Source organism: Streptomyces sp. NPDC054770 (assembly GCF_053611985.1).
Genome location: NZ_JBSHBL010000081.1, coordinates 10,163 through 30,312 on the forward strand (window position 1 = coordinate 10,163; position 20,150 = coordinate 30,312).

The following is a 20,150-nucleotide window of genomic DNA, read 5'->3' on the forward strand; positions in this document are numbered from 1 at the left end:
CCGTTTTTTTTTTGGGGGGTGTGGGGGGGGGGGGGGGGGGGGGGGGGGTGCGGCCGCGGGGGGGGGGCCCCTGGGGTACCAACCTCACCGCGCCGCCGACACCGGCTGAGGCGCCCCGGAGGCGAACCGAGCCTGGAAAGAGAAAGAGAGCGTGCAGCGTGGCCGGACCGACCTCCACCGCCGAACGCGGTGAACGCCAGCAGGGGTCGTCCGGCCCGCCGCTCGTCCGCCGGCTGCGGAATCGCCGCTTTCGTAGGATCGTCATTCTGGCGCTGGTCGTTCTGCTCCTCGGGTCCGGCTCCGTCTGGCTGCTCTACGGCTCCCCGTGGCTGCGCGTGCGCCATGTCTCCGTGTCCGGTACGGACGTTCTGACGCCCGAGCAGGTCCTCGAGGCCGCCGACGTCCCGGTCGGGGCGCCGATGGTCTCCGTCGACACCGACGGGATCGAGGCCCGGCTGCGGCGGAAACTGCCCCGAATCGACGTGGTGGACGTCGTCCGTTCCTGGCCCCGTGGAATCGGGCTGAAAGTGACCGAGCGCACTCCGGTGCTGCTCATCGAAAAGAGCGGAAACTTCACCGAAGTGGACAAGGAAGGTGTCCGGTTCGCCACGGTTCCACAGGCACCGAAAGGCGTTCCGGCGCTGGAATTGAGCTTGTCCCGGTCGGGTTCGGCCACCGCCAGCCTGCGCCGGTTCGGCACCGACCGGCTGGTGCGGGAAGCGGTCGACGTCGCGCGTGCCATTCCGGCCGCCGTCCGCCGGGACACCCGGACCGTCAAGGTCCGTTCCTACGACGACATCTCGCTGGAGTTGGGCGGCGGCCGCGTCGTCGAGTGGGGCAGTTCCGAGAACGACGCCGCCAAGGCGCGCACGCTCACCGCACTCATGAAAGCCGCCTCCGGCGCCCGGCACTTCGACGTGAGCGTCCCCACCGCCCCTGCGTCATCGGCCAGTTGACGCACATCTGCGCAGGCCAGCACCCTGGTTGGGCACCGCTATGCCTGATCACATAGGGTGAAAAGAAAAACGGGAGGTTCGGCGTGTTCGTTGAACGCGCGCCACTTGTCGACTTAGTGTCCTGTTCAGAAGACTCCAGGGAACAGACACACTGGTAACCCTAAACTTCAACGTTAGGGTTCGGGTCGGCGCTACGGACCGTCCCAATCGGCATCTGCCGTCCCGCGCGGGCATCGCACGTGGACGGCAACGTAATTCGAGGCGAGAGGCCTTCGACGTGGCAGCACCGCAGAACTACCTCGCAGTCATCAAGGTCATCGGTGTCGGCGGCGGTGGTGTCAATGCCATCAACCGGATGATCGAGGTCGGTCTCAAGGGCGTCGAGTTCATCGCCATCAACACCGACGCACAGGCGCTGTTGATGAGCGACGCCGACGTCAAGCTCGACGTCGGCCGTGAACTCACCCGGGGACTCGGCGCCGGCGCCAACCCGGCCGTCGGCCGCAAGGCCGCCGAGGACCACCGCGAGGAGATCGAGGAGGTCCTCAAGGGGGCCGACATGGTCTTCGTGACGGCCGGCGAAGGCGGCGGCACCGGCACCGGCGGCGCGCCCGTCGTGGCCAACATCGCGCGCTCGCTGGGCGCCCTCACCATCGGCGTGGTCACCCGCCCCTTCACCTTCGAGGGCCGGCGCCGGGCCAACCAGGCCGAGGACGGCATCGCCGAACTCCGCGAAGAGGTCGACACCCTCATCGTCATCCCGAACGACCGGCTGCTGTCCATCTCGGACCGCCAGGTCTCGGTGCTCGACGCCTTCAAGTCGGCCGACCAGGTCCTGCTCTCCGGTGTCCAGGGCATCACCGACCTCATCACCACCCCCGGACTGATCAACCTCGACTTCGCCGACGTCAAGTCGGTCATGTCCGAGGCCGGTTCGGCCCTCATGGGCATCGGCTCGGCCCGCGGCGACGACCGCGCGGTGGCCGCCGCCGAGATGGCGATCTCCTCGCCGCTCCTGGAGGCCTCCATCGACGGCGCCCGGGGCGTGCTGCTCTCCATCTCCGGCGGCTCCGACCTCGGCCTGTTCGAGATCAACGAGGCCGCCCAGCTGGTCAGCGAGGCCGCCCACCCCGAGGCCAACATCATCTTCGGTGCGGTCATCGACGACGCGCTCGGCGACGAGGTCCGCGTCACGGTCATCGCGGCCGGCTTCGACGGGGGCCAGCCCCCGGCCCGCCGGGACAACGTCCTCGGCTCGTCCTCGGCCTCCGCCCGCCGCGAGGAGCCCGCTCCGGCCCGCCGGGAGCCCGAGCGCCCCTCCTTCGGCTCGCTCGGCAGCGTGACGCCGAAGGAGGAGCCGGAGCCGGCGCCCGAGCCGGTGGCCGACATCCCGGTCGCCCCGCCGGTCCCGCCGTCCCGTTCCTACACGGACAGCGCGGCCGAGGAACTGGACGTACCGGACTTCCTCAAGTGATCCTTACGACGTGATAGGACAGCGCGAGACCGTGAGCGGCGCGCACTTCGTCTTCACCGACAGGTGGGGCGGGGTGAGCGCCGCTCCGTACGAGGAGCTCAACCTGGGCGGGGCGGTCGGCGACGACCCCGGCGTGGTACGGACCAACCGGGAGATCGCCGCCAAGTCGCTCGGCCTGGACCCCGGCCGGGTGGTCTGGATGAACCAGGTCCACGGAAACGACGTGGCCGTCGTGGACGAGCCCTGGGGAGAGCGGCCGGTACCGGAGGTCGACGCGATGGTCACCGCACGCCGGGGGCTCGCCCTCGCCGTGCTCACCGCCGACTGCACGCCGGTCCTGCTCGCCGACCCGGCCGCCGGGATCGTGGCCGCCGCCCACGCGGGCCGGCCCGGCATGATCGCCGGAGTCGTTCCCGCCGCCGTACGCGCCATGACGGAACTCGGCGCCGACCCGGCCCGGATCGTCGCCCGCACCGGACCCGCCGTCTGCGGCCGGTGCTACGAGGTTCCGGAGGCGATGCGCGCCGAGGTGGCCGCCGTCGAGCCGACGGCGCACGCCGAGACCAGCTGGGGCACTCCTGCGGTCGACGTGAGCGCCGGAGTGCACGCACAGCTCGCCCGCGCCGGGGTGCACGACCGGGCGCAGTCGCCGGTGTGCACGCTGGAGTCGGATGATCACTTCTCGTACCGCCGGGACCGCACCACCGGGCGGCTCGCCGGCTATGTGTGGCTGGACTGATGGGGCATGACGGACCGTAATACCGAACTCGGCGCAAACCTGGCGAAAGTCGAGGAGCGTATCGCCGCCGCCTGCACGGCGGCCGGACGCAAGCGGGAAGAGGTGACCCTGATCGTGGTCACCAAGACCTACCCGGCGAGCGACGTGCGGATCCTGTCGGGGCTCGGCGTGCGCCATGTCGCCGAGAACCGGGACCAGGACGCGGCCCCCAAGGCCGCCGAATGTACGGATCTGCCCCTCCAGTGGCATTTTGTTGGTCAATTGCAGACCAATAAGGTGCGATCCGTGGTGGGTTATGCGGATGTCGTGCAGTCGGTCGACCGTTCCCGGCTCGTGGACGCACTGTCCAGGGAGGCGGTGCGGGCCGGGCGCGAGGTCGGGTGCCTCCTCCAGGTCGCGCTCGACGCGGGCGCGGGCGGAAGGGGAGAGCGCGGCGGAGTGGCACCGGGCGGAATCGAAGAGTTGGCCGCCCTCGTCGCCGGGTCGCCGGGACTGCGGCTCGACGGCCTCATGACCGTCGCTCCGCTCACCGGGGAGTACGCCGGGCGCCAACGCGCGGCGTTCGACCGGTTGATGGATTTGTCGACTGACCTGCGCCGGACTCATCCGGCTGCGAACATGGTCTCCGCAGGGATGAGTGCGGACCTCGAGGAAGCCGTGGCCGCCGGGGCGACACATGTACGCGTCGGCACCGCGGTACTCGGAGTCCGCCCCAGCCTCGGGTAACGTCGCCAGGAAGTCGGACCACAGCAGAAAATATGGTCAATGCCGCCCCAGGGTGGGCACAACGACCGTGTGGATCGCGGGACTTGGCAGTCGTCACCGATCCACCACAGAGCGGAGGACTCAGAGCATGGCCGGCGCGATGCGCAAGATGGCGGTCTACCTCGGCCTCGTGGAGGACGATGGGTACGACGGCCGCGGATTCGACCCTGACGACGACTTCGAGCCCGAACTGGACCCGGAGCCCGAGCGGGACCATCGACGGCACGAGCCGTCGCACCAGTCCCATGGTTCACACCAGTCCCAAAGGGACGATTCGGTACGAGTGGTGCACCCGTCGCCCCCGCGCGAACCGGTGTCCCATGCCGCCTCGCTCCCCGCGGAATCGGGACGCCCGGCGCGCATCGCCCCCGTGGCGTCCATCACACAAGAACGCGCGAGCCTGGAGAAGAACGCACCGGTGATCATGCCCAAGGTCGTGTCGGAACGAGAGCCGTACCGGATCACCACGCTCCACCCCCGGACCTACAACGAGGCCCGTACCATCGGGGAACACTTCCGTGAGGGCACCCCGGTGATCATGAATCTGACTGAGATGGATGACACAGACGCGAAGCGACTTGTCGACTTTGCGGCTGGTTTGGTGTTTGGTCTTCACGGCAGCATCGAGCGGGTGACGCAGAAGGTGTTCCTGTTGTCGCCTGCTAACGTCGATGTCACGGCGGAGGACAAGGCCCGCATCGCAGAGGGCGGGTTCTTCAACCAGAGCTGAGACGCAAGACCGGTACAAGGCACGTAACAGGGGAGAGGGAAAGCACGGACCATGAGCGTGTTTCTGGATGTGATCTACATCGCGCTGATGTGCTTCCTCATCGTGCTCATCTTCCGGTTGGTCATGGACTACGTGTTCCAGTTCGCCCGCTCATGGCAACCCGGCAAGGCGATGGTGGTCGTACTTGAGGCCACCTACACTGTCACCGATCCACCGCTCAAGCTTCTGCGGCGGTTCATCCCGCCGCTGCGTCTCGGGGGCGTGGCGCTCGACCTGTCCTTCTTCGTGCTGATGATCATCGTCTACATCCTGATTGCGATCGTTGGTCGGCTGTGATGAGCGATGTGACCTACCGTCTTGCCGAACGCCGACGACTACGTTGAGGTGAAGAGATGCCGTTGACCCCCGAGGACGTGCGGAACAAGCAGTTCACGACCGTCCGCCTCCGAGAAGGCTATGACGAGGACGAGGTCGATGCCTTCCTCGATGAGGTCGAAGCCGAACTGACGCGCCTGCTCCGCGAGAACGAGGACCTGCGCGCCAAGCTGGCCGCGGCCACGCGCGCTGCTGCCCAGAACCAGCAGAACATGCGCAAGCCTCCGGAGCAGGACCAGCAGCAGGGCGGTATGCCGCAGCAGGGGATGCCTCAGCAGGGGATGCCTCAGGGCGGTATGCCGCAGCAGGGCATGCCGCAGCAGGGGATGCCTCAGGGCGGAATGCCGCAGCAGGGCATGCGAGGTCCCGGCGCTCCGGTGCCCGCCGGCATATCGGGCCCGCCGCAGCAGCAGATGGGTGGCCCCATGGGCGGTCCCCCGCAGCTGCCGAGCGGCGCCCCGCAGCTGCCGGCCGGTCCCAGTGGCCAGGGCGGTCCGCAGGGTCCCGGTCCGATGGGTCAGGGTCCGATGGGCCAGGGCATGGGCCAGGGCCCCGGTCCGATGGGTCAGGGCATGGGCCAGGGTCCCGGCCCGATGGGTCAGGGCATGGGCCCGATGGGCGGCCAGCCGCCCATGCAGCAGCAGATGGGTGGCCCGATGGGCGGCCCCATGGGCGGTCCGATGGGCGGCCCCGGTCAGGGCCCCGGTGGCGACAGCGCCGCCCGAGTCCTCTCGCTGGCCCAGCAGACCGCCGACCAGGCGATCGCCGAGGCCCGTTCCGAGGCCAACAAGATCGTCGGCGAGGCCCGCAGCCGCGCCGAGGGTCTGGAGCGGGACGCCCGTGCCAAGGCCGACGCGCTGGAGCGGGACGCGCAGGAGAAGCACCGCGTCGCCATGGGCTCCCTGGAGTCCGCGCGCGCCACGCTGGAGCGCAAGGTCGAGGACCTGCGCGGCTTCGAGCGCGAGTACCGCACGCGTCTGAAGTCGTACCTGGAGTCGCAGCTGCGTCAGCTGGAGACCCAGGCCGACGACTCCCTGGCGCCGCCGCGTACCCCGGCCACGGCCTCCCTCCCGCCGTCCCCGGCGCCCTCCATGGCCCCGGCCGGCGCGAGCGCCCCGTCCTACGGCGGCAACCAGCCGATGGGCGGCCCGCCGTCCCCCGCTGCCCCGTCCTACGGCGGCCAGCAGCAGATGACGCCGGCGATGACCCAGCCGATGGCACCGGTACGTCCGCAGGGCCCCTCCCCGATGGGCCAGGCACCGTCCCCGATGCGCGGCTTCCTCATCGACGAGGACGACAACTGACGGCGGCCGCGTAGCGCGGCGTAGACGTCGGCAAGGCGTTCAAAGGGCGGGGCCCCGGATTCCGATCCGGGGCCCCGCCCTTTTACACGGGTCGCGCGCACCTGCCGAAGGGGCGCTCACTGGTCCCACCCAGGGGCGCTCACTGGTCCCACTCAGGGGCGCGGGGAGCCGCGCACGGTGACCGTCCCGACCCGCAGGTACGAGAAGGGGCCCGATCCCCACCGTGGAGACCGGGCCCTTCTCGAGCAAGTCGGCGCTTACGCCTTGCGCAGACGGAACGTCAGCGACAACCCTTCGTCGGTGAAGGGATCGCCGTAACCGTCATCCCCCTCGCCTTGGGAGAAGTCGGTCGCCAGAACCTCGTCGGCGATCAGCGGAGCGTGCTCCGCCAGCGCCGCGATCACCGCGGGGTCGGTCGACACCCACCTGAGCGCGATCCGGTCGGCCACATCCAGCCCGCTGTTCTTGCGCGCCTCCTGGATCAGCCGGATCGCGTCCCGGGCGAGGCCGGCCTGCCGCAGCTCCTCGGTGATCTCCAGGTCGAGCGCGACGGTCGCACCGGAGTCCGACGCCACCGACCAGCCCTCCCGAGGCGTCTCCGTGATGATCACCTCGTCCGGCGCCAGCGTCACCGTCTCGCCCTCGACCTCCACCGACGCCGTGCCCTCGCGCAGCGCCAGCGACAGCGCGGCCGCGTCCGCCGCGGCGACCGCCTTGGCGACCTCCTGCACCCGCTTGCCGAACCGCTTGCCCAGCGCCCGGAAGTTGGCCTTGGCGGTCGTGTCGACCAGGGAGCCGCCGACCTCGGACAGCGACGCCAGCGACGACACGTTCAGCTCGTCGGTGATCTGCCCGTGCAGCTCCGGGTCGAGCGCGTCGAAGCCCACCGCCGCGACCAGCGCCCGGGACAGCGGCTGCCGCGTCTTCACGCCCGACTCCGCACGCGTCGCCCGGCCCAGCTCCACGAGCCGTCGTACCAGAACCATCTGCTTCGACAGCTCCGGGTCGATCGCGGACAGGTCGGCCTCCGGCCACGTCGCCAGGTGCACCGACTCCGGGGCGCCCGGGGTCACCGGCGCCACCAGGTCCTGCCACACCCGCTCGGTGATGAACGGGGTCAGCGGGGCCATCAGCTTGGTGACGGTCTCCACGACCTCGTGCAGCGTGCGCAGCGCGGCCTTGTCGCCCTGCCAGAAGCGGCGCCGGGAACGGCGGACGTACCAGTTGGACAGGTCGTCGACGAACGCGGACAGCAGCTTGCCGGCGCGCTGGGTGTCGTACGCCTCCAGCGCCTGCGTCACCTGGTCGGTGAGCGCGTGCAGTTCGGAGAGCAGCCAGCGGTCCAGGACCGGGCGGTCGGCCGGCGCCGGGTCGGCCGCGGACGGCGCCCAGTTCGACGTACGGGCGTACAGCGCCTGGAAGGCGACCGTGTTCCAGTACGTCAGCAGCGTCTTGCGGACGACCTCCTGGATCGTGCCGTGCCCGACCCGGCGGGCCGCCCACGGGGAACCGCCGGCCGCCATGAACCAGCGCACCGCGTCCGCCCCGTGCCGGTCCATCAGCGGGATCGGCTCCAGGGTGTTGCCCAGGTGCTTGGACATCTTGCGGCCGTCCTCGGCGAGGATGTGGCCGAGGCAGACCACGTTCTCGTACGAGGACTTGTCGAAGACCAGCGTGCCGACGGCCATCAGCGTGTAGAACCACCCGCGCGTCTGGTCGATCGCCTCGGAGATGAACTGGGCCGGGTAGCGGCTCTCGAACAGCTCCTTGTTCTTGTGCGGGTAGCCCCACTGCGCGAACGGCATCGAACCCGAGTCGTACCAGGCGTCGATGACCTCCGGCACGCGCGTGGCCGTCTTCGCGCACTGGGGGCAGGCGAAGGTGACCTCGTCGATGAACGGGCGGTGCGGGTCCAGCTCCGACTGGTCGGTGCCGGTCAGCTCGGTCAGCTCCGCGCGGGAGCCGACGCAGGTGAGGTGGTCGTCCTCGCAGCGCCAGATCGGCAGCGGGGTGCCCCAGTAGCGGTTGCGGGACAGCGCCCAGTCGATGTTGTTGTTCAGCCAGTCCCCGTACCGGCCGTGCTTGACCGTGTCCGGGAACCAGTTGGTGTTCTCGTTCTCCGCGAGGAGGCGGTCCTTGATCGCCGTCGTGCGGATGTACCAGGACGGCTGCGCGTAGTAGAGCAGCGCGGTGTGGCAGCGCCAGCAGTGCGGGTAGCTGTGTTCGTACGGAAGGTGCTTGAAGAGGAGGCCGCGCTGCGACAGGTCCTCGGTGAGGCGTTCGTCGGCCTTCTTGAAGAAGACGCCGCCGACCAGCGGCAGGTCCTCCTCGAAGGTGCCGTCCGGGCGGACCGGGTTCACCACCGGCAGGCCGTAGGCGCGGCAGACCTTGAGGTCGTCCTCACCGAAGGCGGGGGACTGGTGGACCAGGCCCGTACCGTCCTCGGTCGTGACGTACTCCGCGTTCACGACGTAATGCGCCGGTTCGGGGAACTCTACGAGCTCGAACGGACGTTGATAGGTCCAGCGCTCCATTTCGGCGCCGGTGAAGGACTGGCCCGTGGTCTCCCAGCCCTCGCCGAGCGCCTTGCCGACGAGCGGTTCGGCGACGACGAGCTTCTCCTCGCCGTTCGTCGCGACCACGTAGGCGACCTCGGGGTGCGCGGCGACCGCCGTGTTGGACACCAGGGTCCACGGGGTCGTCGTCCACACCAGGAGCGCGGCCTGGCCGGCGAGCGGACCGGAGGTGAGCGGGAAACGGACGTACACGGAGGGGTCGACGACCGTCTCGTAGCCCTGCGCCAGCTCGTGGTCGGACAGGCCGGTGCCGCAGCGCGGGCACCAGGGGGCGACGCGGTGGTCCTGGACCAGCAGATCCTTGTCGAAGATCGTCTTCAGCGACCACCAGACCGACTCGATGTACTCGGGGTCCATCGTGCGGTAGGCGTCGTCCAGGTCGGTCCAGTACCCCATGCGGGTCGTCAGCGCCTCGAAGGCGTCGGTGTGCCGGGTCACCGACTCCCGGCACTTGGCGTTGAACTCGGCGATGCCGTACTTCTCGATGTCCGGCTTGCCGCTGAAGCCCAGCTCCTTCTCGACCGCGAGCTCCACGGGCAGGCCGTGGCAGTCCCAGCCGGCCTTGCGGGCCACATGGTGGCCGCGCATGGTGCGGAAGCGGGGGAAGACGTCCTTGAAGACGCGCGCCTCGATGTGGTGGGCGCCGGGCATGCCGTTGGCGGTGGGCGGGCCCTCGTAGAACACCCACTCGGGGCGGCCCTCGGACTGCTCCAGGGTCTTGGCGAAGATCTTCTGCTCGCGCCAGAAGTCGAGCACGGCGTGCTCAAGGGCGGGCAGGTCGACCTGTGCGGGCACCTGGCGGTACGTCGGCGCTGTCATCTGCGAGCTTCCTCCAACGGACTTGCTGCCTTCCGTCGGAGGGACGAGAGCCTTGTCTTCCGGACGCCGTGTGCGGCGCGCTCCCGCGGTACCACCCTCCTTGGCTCCCCGGGCGCCGTACGCGCCGGTGAGCCCCCTCATTGGGGTCGCGAAGCCGGCTCTACTGGCCCTTGCGGGGCGTTCTTCCGGCGGCTCCGGGGTGATCTTCGCGTCGCGCTCGCCCCCGGGCTTCCACCGTCCCCGGGTCGCTCTCGGCTGCGTACGCCGCTACTCGTCCCCATCCACGCTTCTCGCTCCGCCCAGTGTACGGCGCCGCACGGACAGCGGCCGACGCGTTTTCCGGGCGCCCGCCGAGCAGGGCCGTCCACCTGCCGAGATGACCCGAATGGCGCGGTACGCGTGTTCGCATCCTGGGATGTCCGGCTCGGCGGATTACCGCGCGGGGAGCTGGGCACAACGGATGCATACCTGCTGCGTGGGGGGTGCGGGGCAGGCGGATCGGGCGGCGTGCCCCGTTGCCGCGGGACTCAAGTCGATTTATCGTCCCAGCACGATTCGCGTGCAAGATCACAATATGTGAAGGGGCCGCGGCCATGGTGGCGAAAAAGACCGCTGGGGGCGGCGGAAAGCAGAGCACGCGCGCGACAGCGGCGGCTCCTTCCAAGAGAACGCCAGGTGAGAAAGGTTCCGCCAAGAACTCGGCCGTAAGGAAGGCACCGGAGGGGAAGACGGCCGAGAAGAAGGCCGCCGCGAAGCGGACCGACGGGGCGAAGGCGGCCGGGAAGGCGACCGCAGTGGTGAAGGACACCGCGGAGAAGCCGGGGAAGAGCGCGTCCGGGACCGCGGCGACGAAGACCGCGGCGAAGAGCACGGCCAAGAAGAGCACGGCCAAGAAAGCGGGCGCGGCGCGGGCCGCGAAGCAGACGGGAGCCACGACGGTGGTTGCGAAGAAGACTCCTGGCACGGCCAGGGCGGCGGAGTCCGCCGTCCCCAAGGCGCGGGTCGCCACGGCGGTTCCGGGCGAACTCGCGGTGCGGCCCGGCGAGGACCCGTGGACGCCGGAGGAGGTCGAGGAGGCGCGCACCGAGCTGACGACCGAGGCGCTGCGGCTGCGCACCGAGCTCGACGCGTCCGACAGCGCCCTGGCCGGCCTGATGCGGGACTCCGGCGACGGCGCCGGCGACGACCAGGCCGACACCGGCACCAAGAACATCACCCGCGAGCACGAGCTGGCGCTGGCCGCCAACGCGCGCGAGATGCTGGAACAGACCGAGCGTGCCCTGGCGAAGCTGGACGCGGGCACCTACGGCCTCTGCGAGAACTGCGGGAACCCCATCGGCAAGGCCCGGATGCAGGCCTTCCCGAGGGCCACCCTGTGCGTGGAGTGCAAGCAGAAGCAGGAACGCCGCTACTGAGCATCGGGGTCGCCTGGGGCGTGCCGTAGTCTCGTCCCGAGGCAGGCACCTAGGTTTGAGGGACTCACGTGGCAGAGGCGGAACGCATCATCGGTACGCCGGGCACCCCGGACGACGGCGGCGAGCGGACGGCGGCGCCCGATGCGTCCGACGCGTCCGGTGCGGATCAGCAGCCCACCGCGGACCGGCGGCCCGGGCGCGGGCGCCGGATCGCCGTGCTGTTCGCGGTGGCCGCCTTCGCGTACGCCCTCGACCTGGTCAGCAAGATGATCGTGGTCGCCAAACTGGAGCACCACGCGCCGATCCAGGTGATCGGCGACTGGCTGGAGTTCCACGCGATCCGCAACCCGGGCGCGGCCTTCGGCTTCGGCGGCGCCTTCACGATCATCTTCACGGTGATCGCGGCGGCCGTGATCGTCGTGATCTTCCGGCTGGCGCGCAAGCTGTACAGCTTCCCCTGGGCGGTCGCGCTCGGCCTGTTGCTCGGCGGTGCGCTCGGCAACCTCACCGACCGGATCTTCCGCTCGCCGGGGATCTTCGAGGGCCAGGTCGTCGACTTCATCGCGCCCAAGGGCTTCGCGGTGTTCAACCTGGCCGACTCGGCGATCGTCTGCGGCGGCATCCTGATCGTGCTGCTCTCCTTCCGCGGCCTGGACCCGGACGGGACCGTCCACAAGGACTGACCGGGGCGGGGCCGGACCGGGAAACCGGGGCAGGGGCCGGGAGGGGCCCGCAGGGGCTTGCGTGCGGGGGTGTCGGCGGTGTCCGGCATACTCGACGGGTGAGTACGATTCCCGAGATCCGAACCCTGCCCGTGCCCGACGGCCTGGAGGGCGAGCGTGTCGACGCCGCCATCTCCCGCATGTTCGGCTTCTCCCGTACCAAGGCGGCCGAGCTGGCCGCGGCGGGCAAGGTCCAGGTCGACGGCGCGGTGGTCGGCAAGTCCGAGCGGGTGCACGGCGGGGCCTGGCTGGAGGTCGAGATGCCGGGGGCGCCCGCGCCCGTGCAGATCGTCGCGGAGCCCGTCGAGGGCATGGAGATCGTGCACGACGACGATGACGTGGTCGTGATCGTCAAGCCGGTCGGCGTGGCCGCGCACCCCTCCCCGGGCTGGACCGGCCCGACCGTCATCGGCGGTCTCGCGGCCGCCGGCTACCGGATCTCCACCTCCGGGGCCGCCGAGCGCCAGGGCATCGTGCACCGCCTGGACGTCGGCACCTCGGGCCTGATGGTGGTCGCCAAGTCGGAGCGGGCGTACACGTCGCTGAAGCGCCAGTTCAAGGAGCGCACGGTCGACAAGCGCTACCACACGCTCGTGCAGGGCCACCCCGACCCGACCAGCGGCACCATCGACGCCCCCATCGGCCGCCACCCCCAGCACGACTACAAGTGGGCGGTCACCGCCGACGGCAAGCCCTCCGTGACCCACTACGACCTCATCGAGGCGTTCCGCGCGGCCTCCCTGCTCGACGTGAAGCTGGAGACCGGCCGCACCCACCAGATCCGCGTCCACATGGCCGCCCACCGCCACCCCTGCGTCGGCGACCTGACCTACGGCGCCGACCCCACGCTCGCCAAGCGGCTGCACCTGACCCGCCAGTGGCTGCACGCCGTCCGGCTCGGCTTCGAGCACCCCGGGGACGGCGAGTGGGCCGAGTTCGCGAGCGACTACCCGGCCGACCTCCAGAAGGCGCTCGACCAGGTCCGCGAGGAGACCTACGGATGAGCACGCGCGCGTACGCGGTACGGGTCGCCGAGGACCCCGCCGACCTGGAGGCGTGCTTCGCGGTGCGCAAGCAGGTCTTCGTGGTCGAGCAGGGCGTCCCCGAGGACCTGGAGTACGACGAGTACGACCCCGTCGCCCTGCATGTCCTGGCGGTCCGCGAGGACGGCGTACCGCTCGGCACCGGCCGGCTGCTGTACGGCGAGACGGCCGCGGCGAAGACCGGCGGCGACCTGTCGCTCGGCTTGCTGGGCCGGCTGGCGGTCTCCCAGGAGGCCCGCGGCCTCGGCCTGGGCGTCGCTCTCGTCCGGGCCATCGAGGAGGCCGCACGCGCGCGTGGCCTGAGCGCCGTGGACCTGCACGCGCAGACGCACGCGCTGGGCTTCTACGAGCGGCTGGGCTATGAGCCGTACGGCCCGGAGTACGAGGAGGCGGGCATCCCGCACCGGGGCATGCGGCGCGCGCTCTGACCCGGGTCGCATGGCAGGCTTGAGGCCTGCCGTGTGATCGTCGACTCCCGGAGCGCTGGCCGTGGATCAGTTGGCCCTGTTGTTCGTGCTGCTGCTCGGGGCCTTGGTGAGCGTTCCGGTCGGGGACCGGTTCGGGCTGCCGGCGCCCGTGCTGATGACGCTGTTCGGGATCGTCCTCGCGGTCGCCGACTTCGTGCCGAACGTGAACATCCCGCCCGAGCTGATCCTGCCCGGCCTGCTGCCGCCGCTGCTGTACGCCGCCGTACGGCGGACCTCATGGCGGCAGTTCACGGCCAACAAGCGGCCGATCTTCCTGCTCGCCGTGGCTCTGGTCTTCGTCACGACGGTGTGCGTGGCCGTCGTCGCCAACACGATCGTGCCCGGGCTGCCGATCGCCGCCGCGGTCGCGCTGGGCGCGCTGGTCGCCCCGCCCGACCCGGTCGCCGCGACCGCCGTCGCCGGGCAGCTCGGGCTGCCGCGCCGGCTGGTGTCGATCCTGGAGGGCGAGGGCCTCTTCAACGACGTCACGGCCATCGTCCTGTACCACGTGGCGATCGCCGCCGTGGTCAGCGGCACCTTCTCGCCCTGGCGGGCCGGGCTGGACTTCCTGCTGTCCGCCGTGGTCGCGGTGGCAGTCGGGCTGGTGCTCGGCTGGGGTGCGAACAAGCTGATGGACGTGCTCGACGACGCGACCCTCCAGATCGGCCTGACCCTGATCGTCCCGTACGCCTCCTACGTCATCGCCGAGGAACTGCACGGCTCCGGGGTGCTCGCCGTGCTCACCACCGCGCTGTTCATCGCCGAGTACGCCACCGACGCCGACGACGTGATGACCCGGCTCGCCGGATACACCTTCTGGGACATCGTCGACACGCTCGTCACCGGAGTCGCGTTCGGGCTGATCGGCCTGGAGCTGCACAACGCGATCCGCACGGCGTCCGGCCGCTGGGGCGAGCTGCTCGGCTGGGCGGCCGCGATCGTGGGCGTGGTCGTCGTGGTGCGGTTGATGTGGCTGCTGCCGGCGACCTGGCTGACCAAGCGGTTGCACGCGAAGCGGGACTACGACGAGGAGATCCCGACCAGCTGGCGGGAGACCATCGTGATGTGGTGGTCCGGGATGCGCGGGGTGGCGTCGGTGGCGCTGGCCCTGGCGATTCCCCTGAAGACCGACGACGGCTCCGCCTTTCCGGACCGGGACGAGATCGTCTTCATCGCCTTCGGCGTGATCATGGCGACGCTGGTGCTCCAGGGGCTGACCCTGCCGTGGCTGGTGAGGCGGCTGGGGGTGCGGGCCGACATCGACCGTGAGAAGGAGATCGAGCGGGAGCTGGCGGTGCGGGCGGCGAAGGCGGCACGGCGGCGGCTGAAGGAGATCGAGCAGGTCGAGGAGTTGCCGGACGACGTGACGGAGCAGATGCTGCGGCGGGCCTTCGAGATCGGGTTCCGGATCAGTCCCGACGTGGTGGAGGACGAGCGGCGGGAGGGCCACGAGAAGCGGATGCGGCGGCTGAAGCGGTTGCGGCGGATCCAGCAGGAGATGCTGAGCGCGGCACGGCACGAGGTGCTGGCGGCGCGGAGCGAGCCGGGGGCGGATCCGGAGATCGTGGACCGGGTGCTGCGCCACCTGGACGTCCGCAGCCTGCGCTGATTTCCCACCCGCGCACTGCCCGTTCGGCCTTTTGAGGAGTGGACGTCCCGGGTGGGGGCGCAGCGCCGTCGGCGGCGGACCGTGGGTGGTAGGGCCGTCCCGGCTCCGTACGTCGGCATCCGCACGGCGCGCCCGCTTTCCTGCGCAACTCGTCCCGCGCAGCCCGCCTGGCTTCGTGGCCGCTCCTCCGGCGTCCCCGCAGCCGGGTCGGTCTCCCCGCCCGCTCGCCGGGTGTTCTGCCGGTTCAGACATATAGCGGCGGTCATACAAACATATGGCGGTTGTGGATAGCCGGAGGCGCCGGTGGCGGCTCGCTCGTAGTCTCGGATCATGGCTCGGAACATTGTGATCAGTGGTGGAGGAACCGGGATCGGGCTCGCCGCGGCGCGGGTGTTCGCCGGGGACGGGGATCGGGTGCTGCTGCTCGGGCGGCGCAGAGAGGTGCTGGAGAAGGCGGGGGTGCCGGGGGCGGAGGTGTACGCCGCCGATCTGGCCGAACCTGAGCAGGTGCGCGCAGTCGCGAGGTTCGTCGCCGAGGAGTTCGGGACCGTCGATGTGCTCGTCCACGGCGCCGGAGGGAACGCGGCGCGCGCGGTCGGCGCCGATGCCGGCGATCCGCTCGACGCCGCCGCGCGCGTCTGGACCGGCAACTTCCGGCAGAACACGCTGAGCTCGGTCCTGCTGACGGAGGCGCTGAAGGACCGGCTCGCCGATCCCGGCGGGCGGGTGCTGTTCATCAGCTCCATCGCCGCGTTCCGGGGCTCGGGGAGCGGTTCCTACGCCGCCTCCAAGGCGGCCCTGCACCCGTACGCCCACGACCTGGCCCGGGAGCTGGGCCCGCGCGGGGTCACCGTGAACGTGGTCGCGCCCGGGTACATCGAGGACACCGACTTCTTCGGCGGCCCGGTGGCGCAGGCGCGGCGGGAGCAACTGGTCGCCGAGACGTCGACCGGGCGGGCCGGCATACCCGGTGACGTCGCCGCCACCCTGCACTGGCTGGCCTCCCCGGCCGCCGGGCACATCACCTCGCAGATCATCCAGGTCAACGGCGGCGCCGAGCGCGGCCACTGAGGGTGAGGGGAGCGGTCAGCCGCGGCCGGTGCGGGGCGGCTCGTGCAGACGCCGGGCGGCCGCCGCCCCGTCCTGGGAGGGGATGATCCCGCCCGGCGGCAGCACCGCGTCGGCCGTGTTGACCCGGGGCAGGGCGTACGGGTGCTCCGCGCTCAGCCAGGTGATCATCTGCTCGCGGACGGTGACCCGGACCGTCCAGATGTCGTCCGCGTCCTTGGCGGTCACCAGCGCCCGCACCTGGATGGTGTTGGGCGTGGAGTCGGTGACCACCAGGCCGTAGGACCGCCCGTCCCAGGCCGGGCATTCGCGCAGGATGTCCTGGAGCCTTTCTCGCATCGCCTCGATCGGCGCCGAGTGGTCGAGGTGCCAGTAGACGATCCCGGTCATCTGCGGGGTGCCCCGCGACCAGTTCTCGAAGGGTTTGGAGGTGAAGTACGACACCGGCATGGTGATCCGGCGCTCGTCCCAGGTCCGTACCGTCAGAAAGGTCAGGGTGATCTCCTCGACCGTGCCCCACTCGCCGTCGACCACGACCGTGTCACCGAGGCGCACCATGTCGCCGAAGGCGATCTGCAGACCGGCGAACATGTTCGCCAGCGTGGACTGGGCGGCCACACCGGCGACGATGCCGAGGATCCCGGCGGAGGCCAGCAGCGAGGCACCGGCCGCGCGCATCGCCGGGAAGGTCAGCAGCATCGCCGCCACGGCCACCACGCCCACGATCGCCGTCACCACCCGCATGATCAGCGACACCTGGGTGCGCACCCGGCGGATCCGGGCCGCGTCGTGGTGGACGCGGGCATAGCGGTCGTAGGTCGACTCCACGACGGCCGCCGCGATCCGCACCACCAGCCAGGCGGCCGACCCGATCAGCATCAGGGTCAGGAACTGGCCGACGGCGATCCGGTGCTCCAGGATCAGCTCGGCCTGGTCGTAGGAGCTTCTGAGCAGGGCCGCGCACAGCACCAGCTGGTAGGGGATGCGGCCGCGGCGCAGCAGGCCCCACAGCGGCGTCTCGTTGTGCCGTGCGTCTGCCTTGCGCAGCAGCAGGTCGGTCGCCCAGCCGATCAGCAGGGTGAGGACGACGGCGCCGCCGAGCACGATCAGCGGGCGGAGTACGTTCTCCATCTCCATGGGTCCGAACGTAACCGGATCTGCGGGGTCCTGAACATGCCGCCCGGTGAGAAGGACGTCACGGTCGTGGCCGGAGGAGGCCGGTACGCAGGGTCCGGCGGGCGTTGCCGGTGGTGGCTGGCACCATGGGCGCATGAACATCATGCTCTTTCACTCGACCTACGGCCTCAGGCCCGCGGTGCGCGAGGCCGCGGACCGGCTGCGTGCCGCCGGACACGAGGTGTGGACGCCGGACCTGTTCGAGGGGCGCACGTTCGGCACGGTCGAGGAGGGCATGGAGTTCAACGAGTCGATCGGCAAGGACGAGCTGCTGAAGCGCGCCGTGCTGGCGGCGGCGCCGTACTCGGAGCGCGGGCTGGTGTACGCGGGGTTCTCGCTGGGCGCCTCGATCGCACAGACGCTGGCACTGGGCGACGAGCGGGCGCGGGGGCTGCTGCTCCTGCACGGCACGTCGGACATCGCGCCCAGCGCCGCGGTGGACGAGCTGCCGGTGCAGCTGCACGTGGCCGAGCCGGACGCCTTCGAGACGGACGACTGGCTGAGCGCCTGGTACCTCCAGATGGGCCGGGCCGGCGCCGATGTGGAGATCTACCGGTACCCGGGGGCGGGTCACCTCTACACCGACCCCGGTCTGCCGGACTACGACGAGGAGGCCGCCGAGGCCACCTGGCGGGTGGCGCTCGGCTTCCTCGACACGCTGTGACCGGCCCTGGCCGCTTGTCCTGGCGACCGGGGCCGGTTCGTCAGGCATGTCTACCGTCGTTGCGGTGTGCCCGAGGCCTCACTCAGCCGGGGAAGCACTCCTTGGGCGGGTTCACCAGCGACGCGAAGTGCCCGGACCACACCCAGGCCGTCGGCTGGGAGTCGTAGATCCGGAACCACCGTTCGCCCGAGGGGGTCTTGGTGGTCGAGCACTGAATCCGCTCGACCGTCTCGAACTTGTCCGTGCGGTACCGGGTCGACGAGGAAGTGGGCTGGGAGTATATGGGAGCGCCGTGGGTGTCCAGCACGGTCAGGTTGACGAATGCCGGTGCCGCCGATGCTTCCTGCGCCTGAGTGATGGTCGCGAGTCCGGCGAGGGCCATGGTGGCCATGAGTACGGCGGACTTCTTCATGGCACGCTGGGGGGTGGCCATGTGTCTCCAATCGTGATCGGTTTCTGACGGGCCGTCTTGATGATCACCCGTCAATTCGGCGACGCTATCAAGGCGTTACCGAACTAGCGATCTATTAATGACGGGTGGTCACCCGCCGGAACTACACCGGGTCGTACGTCCGCTCCACCTTCTGTGTGCCCGTGCGGGTGCGGTACGAGCGCTCCCAGGACGAGGTGGCGTCGGCCTTCGTCTTGTCGGAGAGGACGTAGTAGTCCATCTGCGCCCGCGCGGCCGTGATGTCCAGGATCCCGTAGCCGTGCCGGTCGGTGTCGACCCAGTGGACGTGCCGGTTGGCGAGCTCGATGAGCGGCGCGGCGACGGTGGAGACGACGCCGGGGGAGACCTTGAGGATGTCGTCGAGGTTGTCGGAGGTCACCGAGGTGATCACGAACTCGGTAGCGGCGGAGGCGGACAGCGGATAGGTCCCGGCGTCCACGGGCACGTCGTTGGCCCAGGACATGTGGATGTCGCCGGTCAGGAACACCGTGTTGGTGATCGCGTTGGAGCGCAGGTGGGCCAGCAGCTCCCGGCGGTCGTCGGTGTAGCCGTCCCACTGGTCGGTGTTGAGGGCGAGGCCGTCCTGGGGCAGGCCCAGCAGCTTGGCGAGCGGCTTCAGGAGGTCGGCGGAGAGCGAGCCGATGGCGAACGGCGAGATCATCACCGAGTTGCCGACCAGCCGCCAGGTGGTGTCGGAGGCCTTCAGGCCGGCCTTCAGCCAGTCGAGCTGCGCGCGGCCGGTGATGGTGCGGTCCGGGTCGTCGACCGAGCCGCTGCCCGTGGACACCTGCTGGGAGCGGAAGGAGCGCAGGTCGAGCAGGGAGAGGTCGGCGAGCTTGCCGAAGCGCAGCCGGCGGTAGGTGGTGCCGGCGATGGCCGGACGCACCGGCATCCACTCGAAGTAGGCCTGCTTGGCGGCCGCCTGACGGGCCGTCCAGGTGCCTTCGGCGCCCTCGGTGTGGTTCTCCGCGCCGCCGGACCAGGAGTCGTTGGCGAACTCGTGGTCGTCCCAGATCGCGATGACCGGCGCCTTGGCGTGCAGGGCCTGGAGGTCGGTGTCGGTCTTGTACTTGCCGTGCCGTATGCGGTAGTCGGCGAGAGTGATGATCTCGTGGGTGGGCGCGTGCTCACGGACCACGGTGTCGCGGGTGCCGTACTCGCCGGTGCCGTACTCGTAGATGTAGTCGCCGAGGTGCAGCCACGCGTCGAGGTCGCCCCGGAGGGCCAGATGACGGTAGGAGGCGAAGTAGCCGGCCTCCCAGTTGGCACAGGTGACGACACCGAAGCGCAGGCCGGAGACGGTGGCGTCGGCCGCCGGGGCGGTTCGGGTGCGCGCCACCGGGGAGTCCGCGGAGCCGGCCGAGAAGCGGAACCAGTAGTCGGTGGCCGGGGTGAGGCCCCGGATGTCCGCCTTGACGGTGTGGTCGGAGGCGGCGGTCGCGGTGGTGGCGCCCTTCGAGACGACGTTCGTCAGCGCCTTGTCGGTGGCGACGACCCAGCTGACCTCGGTGTCCGGGCCGACCCCGGAGCCCGGCGCCGCCTCGGCGGTCGGCGTCACCCGGGTCCACAGCAGGACGCCGTCGGGCAGCGGGTCGCCGGAGGCCACGCCGTGCAGGAAGGCGGGCGCGTCCGAGGCGGCCCGGGCCGGCAGGGCGGCGGCGAGCGGGGCTGCCAGGACAGCGGTGGCCGCCGCGGCCTTGACGACCGTACGGCGGCGTGGGGTAAGCGAGTTGGAGCCCTCGTGGGCTCTGAATCGACTGGTCACGAGCGACCAGGTTACTGACCGGTATTAACAAG

Annotated in this window: 18 protein-coding genes; 14 read left to right on the forward strand and 4 right to left on the reverse strand. The window is 70.5% G+C overall.

Annotation, left to right across the window (positions count from 1 at the left end; all coding sequences use genetic code 11):
• Positions 1-158: 158 nt before the first annotated feature.
• From ACWGKQ_RS42575 to ACWGKQ_RS42605, 7 genes are all read left to right on the forward strand, one after another.
• Entirely contained in the window at positions 159-956 is a 798-nt protein-coding gene (locus ACWGKQ_RS42575; RefSeq protein WP_453297414.1) for a cell division protein FtsQ/DivIB, read from the forward strand.
• 277 nt (positions 957-1,233) lie between these two features.
• A complete protein-coding gene (ftsZ, locus tag ACWGKQ_RS42580; RefSeq protein WP_089101080.1) occupies positions 1,234-2,430 on the forward strand; it encodes a cell division protein FtsZ in 1,197 nt (398 codons plus the stop codon).
• Positions 2,431-2,440: 10 nt separating this feature from the next.
• Positions 2,441-3,169, forward strand: coding sequence for a peptidoglycan editing factor PgeF (gene pgeF / locus ACWGKQ_RS42585; protein ID WP_453297415.1), 729 nt, complete (start codon positions 2,441-2,443; stop codon positions 3,167-3,169).
• Positions 3,170-3,175: 6 nt separating this feature from the next.
• Complete coding sequence (locus tag ACWGKQ_RS42590) at positions 3,176-3,895, forward strand: YggS family pyridoxal phosphate-dependent enzyme (RefSeq protein WP_453297416.1); 720 nt, start codon at positions 3,176-3,178, stop codon at positions 3,893-3,895.
• Positions 3,896-4,022: 127 nt separating this feature from the next.
• Entirely contained in the window at positions 4,023-4,664 is a 642-nt protein-coding gene (locus tag ACWGKQ_RS42595) for a cell division protein SepF (RefSeq protein ID WP_383720159.1), read from the forward strand.
• Positions 4,665-4,715: 51 nt separating this feature from the next.
• Positions 4,716-5,000 carry a YggT family protein gene (locus ACWGKQ_RS42600; protein WP_046729537.1) on the forward strand — a complete coding sequence of 95 codons (285 nt, stop codon included), beginning with the start codon at positions 4,716-4,718 and terminating at the stop codon, positions 4,998-5,000.
• A 56-nt stretch (positions 5,001-5,056) separates the two neighbouring features.
• On the forward strand, positions 5,057-6,343 hold the full coding sequence (locus ACWGKQ_RS42605; RefSeq protein ID WP_453297417.1) for a DivIVA domain-containing protein: 1,287 nt from the start codon (positions 5,057-5,059) through the stop codon (positions 6,341-6,343).
• 257 nt (positions 6,344-6,600) lie between these two features.
• Here the strand turns inward: ACWGKQ_RS42605 and ileS are convergent, their stop codons facing one another.
• Positions 6,601-9,738, reverse strand: coding sequence for an isoleucine--tRNA ligase (gene ileS / locus ACWGKQ_RS42610; protein WP_453297418.1), 3,138 nt, complete (start codon positions 9,736-9,738; stop codon positions 6,601-6,603).
• Positions 9,739-10,331: 593 nt separating this feature from the next.
• On the opposite strand from ileS, the gene ACWGKQ_RS42615 reads away from it, so the two are divergent.
• The 6 genes from ACWGKQ_RS42615 (at position 10,332) to ACWGKQ_RS42640 (ending at position 16,065) form a co-directional block, all read left to right on the forward strand.
• Entirely contained in the window at positions 10,332-11,153 is an 822-nt protein-coding gene (locus ACWGKQ_RS42615) for a TraR/DksA family transcriptional regulator (RefSeq protein WP_453297419.1), read from the forward strand.
• A gap of 68 nt (positions 11,154-11,221) precedes the next feature.
• Positions 11,222-11,836 carry a signal peptidase II gene (gene lspA, locus ACWGKQ_RS42620; RefSeq protein ID WP_453297420.1) on the forward strand — a complete coding sequence of 205 codons (615 nt, stop codon included), beginning with the start codon at positions 11,222-11,224 and terminating at the stop codon, positions 11,834-11,836.
• 98 nt (positions 11,837-11,934) lie between these two features.
• On the forward strand, positions 11,935-12,879 hold the full coding sequence (locus ACWGKQ_RS42625; protein WP_453297421.1) for an RluA family pseudouridine synthase: 945 nt from the start codon (positions 11,935-11,937) through the stop codon (positions 12,877-12,879).
• Entirely contained in the window at positions 12,876-13,346 is a 471-nt protein-coding gene (locus tag ACWGKQ_RS42630; protein ID WP_453297422.1) for a GNAT family N-acetyltransferase, read from the forward strand. Before ACWGKQ_RS42625 ends, ACWGKQ_RS42630 begins: the two co-directional genes overlap by 4 nt.
• A 61-nt stretch (positions 13,347-13,407) precedes the next feature.
• Positions 13,408-14,994 carry a Na+/H+ antiporter gene (locus ACWGKQ_RS42635; protein ID WP_453297423.1) on the forward strand — a complete coding sequence of 529 codons (1,587 nt, stop codon included), beginning with the start codon at positions 13,408-13,410 and terminating at the stop codon, positions 14,992-14,994.
• 330 nt (positions 14,995-15,324) lie between these two features.
• Positions 15,325-16,065, forward strand: a complete 741-nt coding sequence (locus ACWGKQ_RS42640; protein ID WP_453297424.1) for an SDR family NAD(P)-dependent oxidoreductase — start codon at positions 15,325-15,327, stop codon at positions 16,063-16,065.
• 15 nt (positions 16,066-16,080) lie between these two features.
• On the opposite strand, the gene ACWGKQ_RS42645 is transcribed toward ACWGKQ_RS42640, so the two are convergent.
• A complete protein-coding gene (locus tag ACWGKQ_RS42645; protein WP_453297440.1) occupies positions 16,081-17,193 on the reverse strand; it encodes a mechanosensitive ion channel family protein in 1,113 nt (370 codons plus the stop codon).
• 139 nt (positions 17,194-17,332) lie between these two features.
• On the opposite strand from ACWGKQ_RS42645, the gene ACWGKQ_RS42650 reads away from it, so the two are divergent.
• Positions 17,333-17,902 (forward strand): dienelactone hydrolase family protein, encoded by a 570-nt coding sequence (locus ACWGKQ_RS42650; RefSeq protein ID WP_453297425.1) that lies wholly within the window; start codon positions 17,333-17,335, stop codon positions 17,900-17,902.
• Positions 17,903-17,984: 82 nt separating this feature from the next.
• Here the strand turns inward: ACWGKQ_RS42650 and ACWGKQ_RS42655 are convergent, their stop codons facing one another.
• Positions 17,985-18,335, reverse strand: a complete 351-nt coding sequence (locus ACWGKQ_RS42655; protein WP_453297426.1) for a hypothetical protein — start codon at positions 18,333-18,335, stop codon at positions 17,985-17,987.
• A gap of 121 nt (positions 18,336-18,456) precedes the next feature.
• The gene (locus ACWGKQ_RS42660) at positions 18,457-20,118 is read right to left on the reverse strand and encodes an alkaline phosphatase D family protein (protein WP_453297427.1); all 1,662 of its coding nucleotides are present in this window, start codon (positions 20,116-20,118) and stop codon (positions 18,457-18,459) included.
• Between the last annotated feature and the right edge of the window lie 32 nt (positions 20,119-20,150).

Coding starts and splice junctions, on each gene's coding strand:
- ACWGKQ_RS42590 (WP_453297416.1), top strand. CDS start 3,176: ATGACGGACCGTAATACCGAACTCGGCGCAAACCTGGCGAAAGTCGAG.
- ACWGKQ_RS42595 (WP_383720159.1), top strand. CDS start 4,023: ATGGCCGGCGCGATGCGCAAGATGGCGGTCTACCTCGGCCTCGTGGAG.
- ACWGKQ_RS42600 (WP_046729537.1), top strand. CDS start 4,716: ATGAGCGTGTTTCTGGATGTGATCTACATCGCGCTGATGTGCTTCCTC.
- ACWGKQ_RS42605 (WP_453297417.1), top strand. CDS start 5,057: ATGCCGTTGACCCCCGAGGACGTGCGGAACAAGCAGTTCACGACCGTC.
- ileS (WP_453297418.1), bottom strand. CDS start 9,738: ATGACAGCGCCGACGTACCGCCAGGTGCCCGCACAGGTCGACCTGCCC.
- ACWGKQ_RS42615 (WP_453297419.1), top strand. CDS start 10,332: ATGGTGGCGAAAAAGACCGCTGGGGGCGGCGGAAAGCAGAGCACGCGC.
- ACWGKQ_RS42630 (WP_453297422.1), top strand. CDS start 12,876: ATGAGCACGCGCGCGTACGCGGTACGGGTCGCCGAGGACCCCGCCGAC.
- ACWGKQ_RS42640 (WP_453297424.1), top strand. CDS start 15,325: ATGGCTCGGAACATTGTGATCAGTGGTGGAGGAACCGGGATCGGGCTC.
- ACWGKQ_RS42645 (WP_453297440.1), bottom strand. CDS start 17,193: ATGGAGAACGTACTCCGCCCGCTGATCGTGCTCGGCGGCGCCGTCGTC.
- ACWGKQ_RS42650 (WP_453297425.1), top strand. CDS start 17,333: ATGAACATCATGCTCTTTCACTCGACCTACGGCCTCAGGCCCGCGGTG.
- ACWGKQ_RS42655 (WP_453297426.1), bottom strand. CDS start 18,335: ATGGCCACCCCCCAGCGTGCCATGAAGAAGTCCGCCGTACTCATGGCC.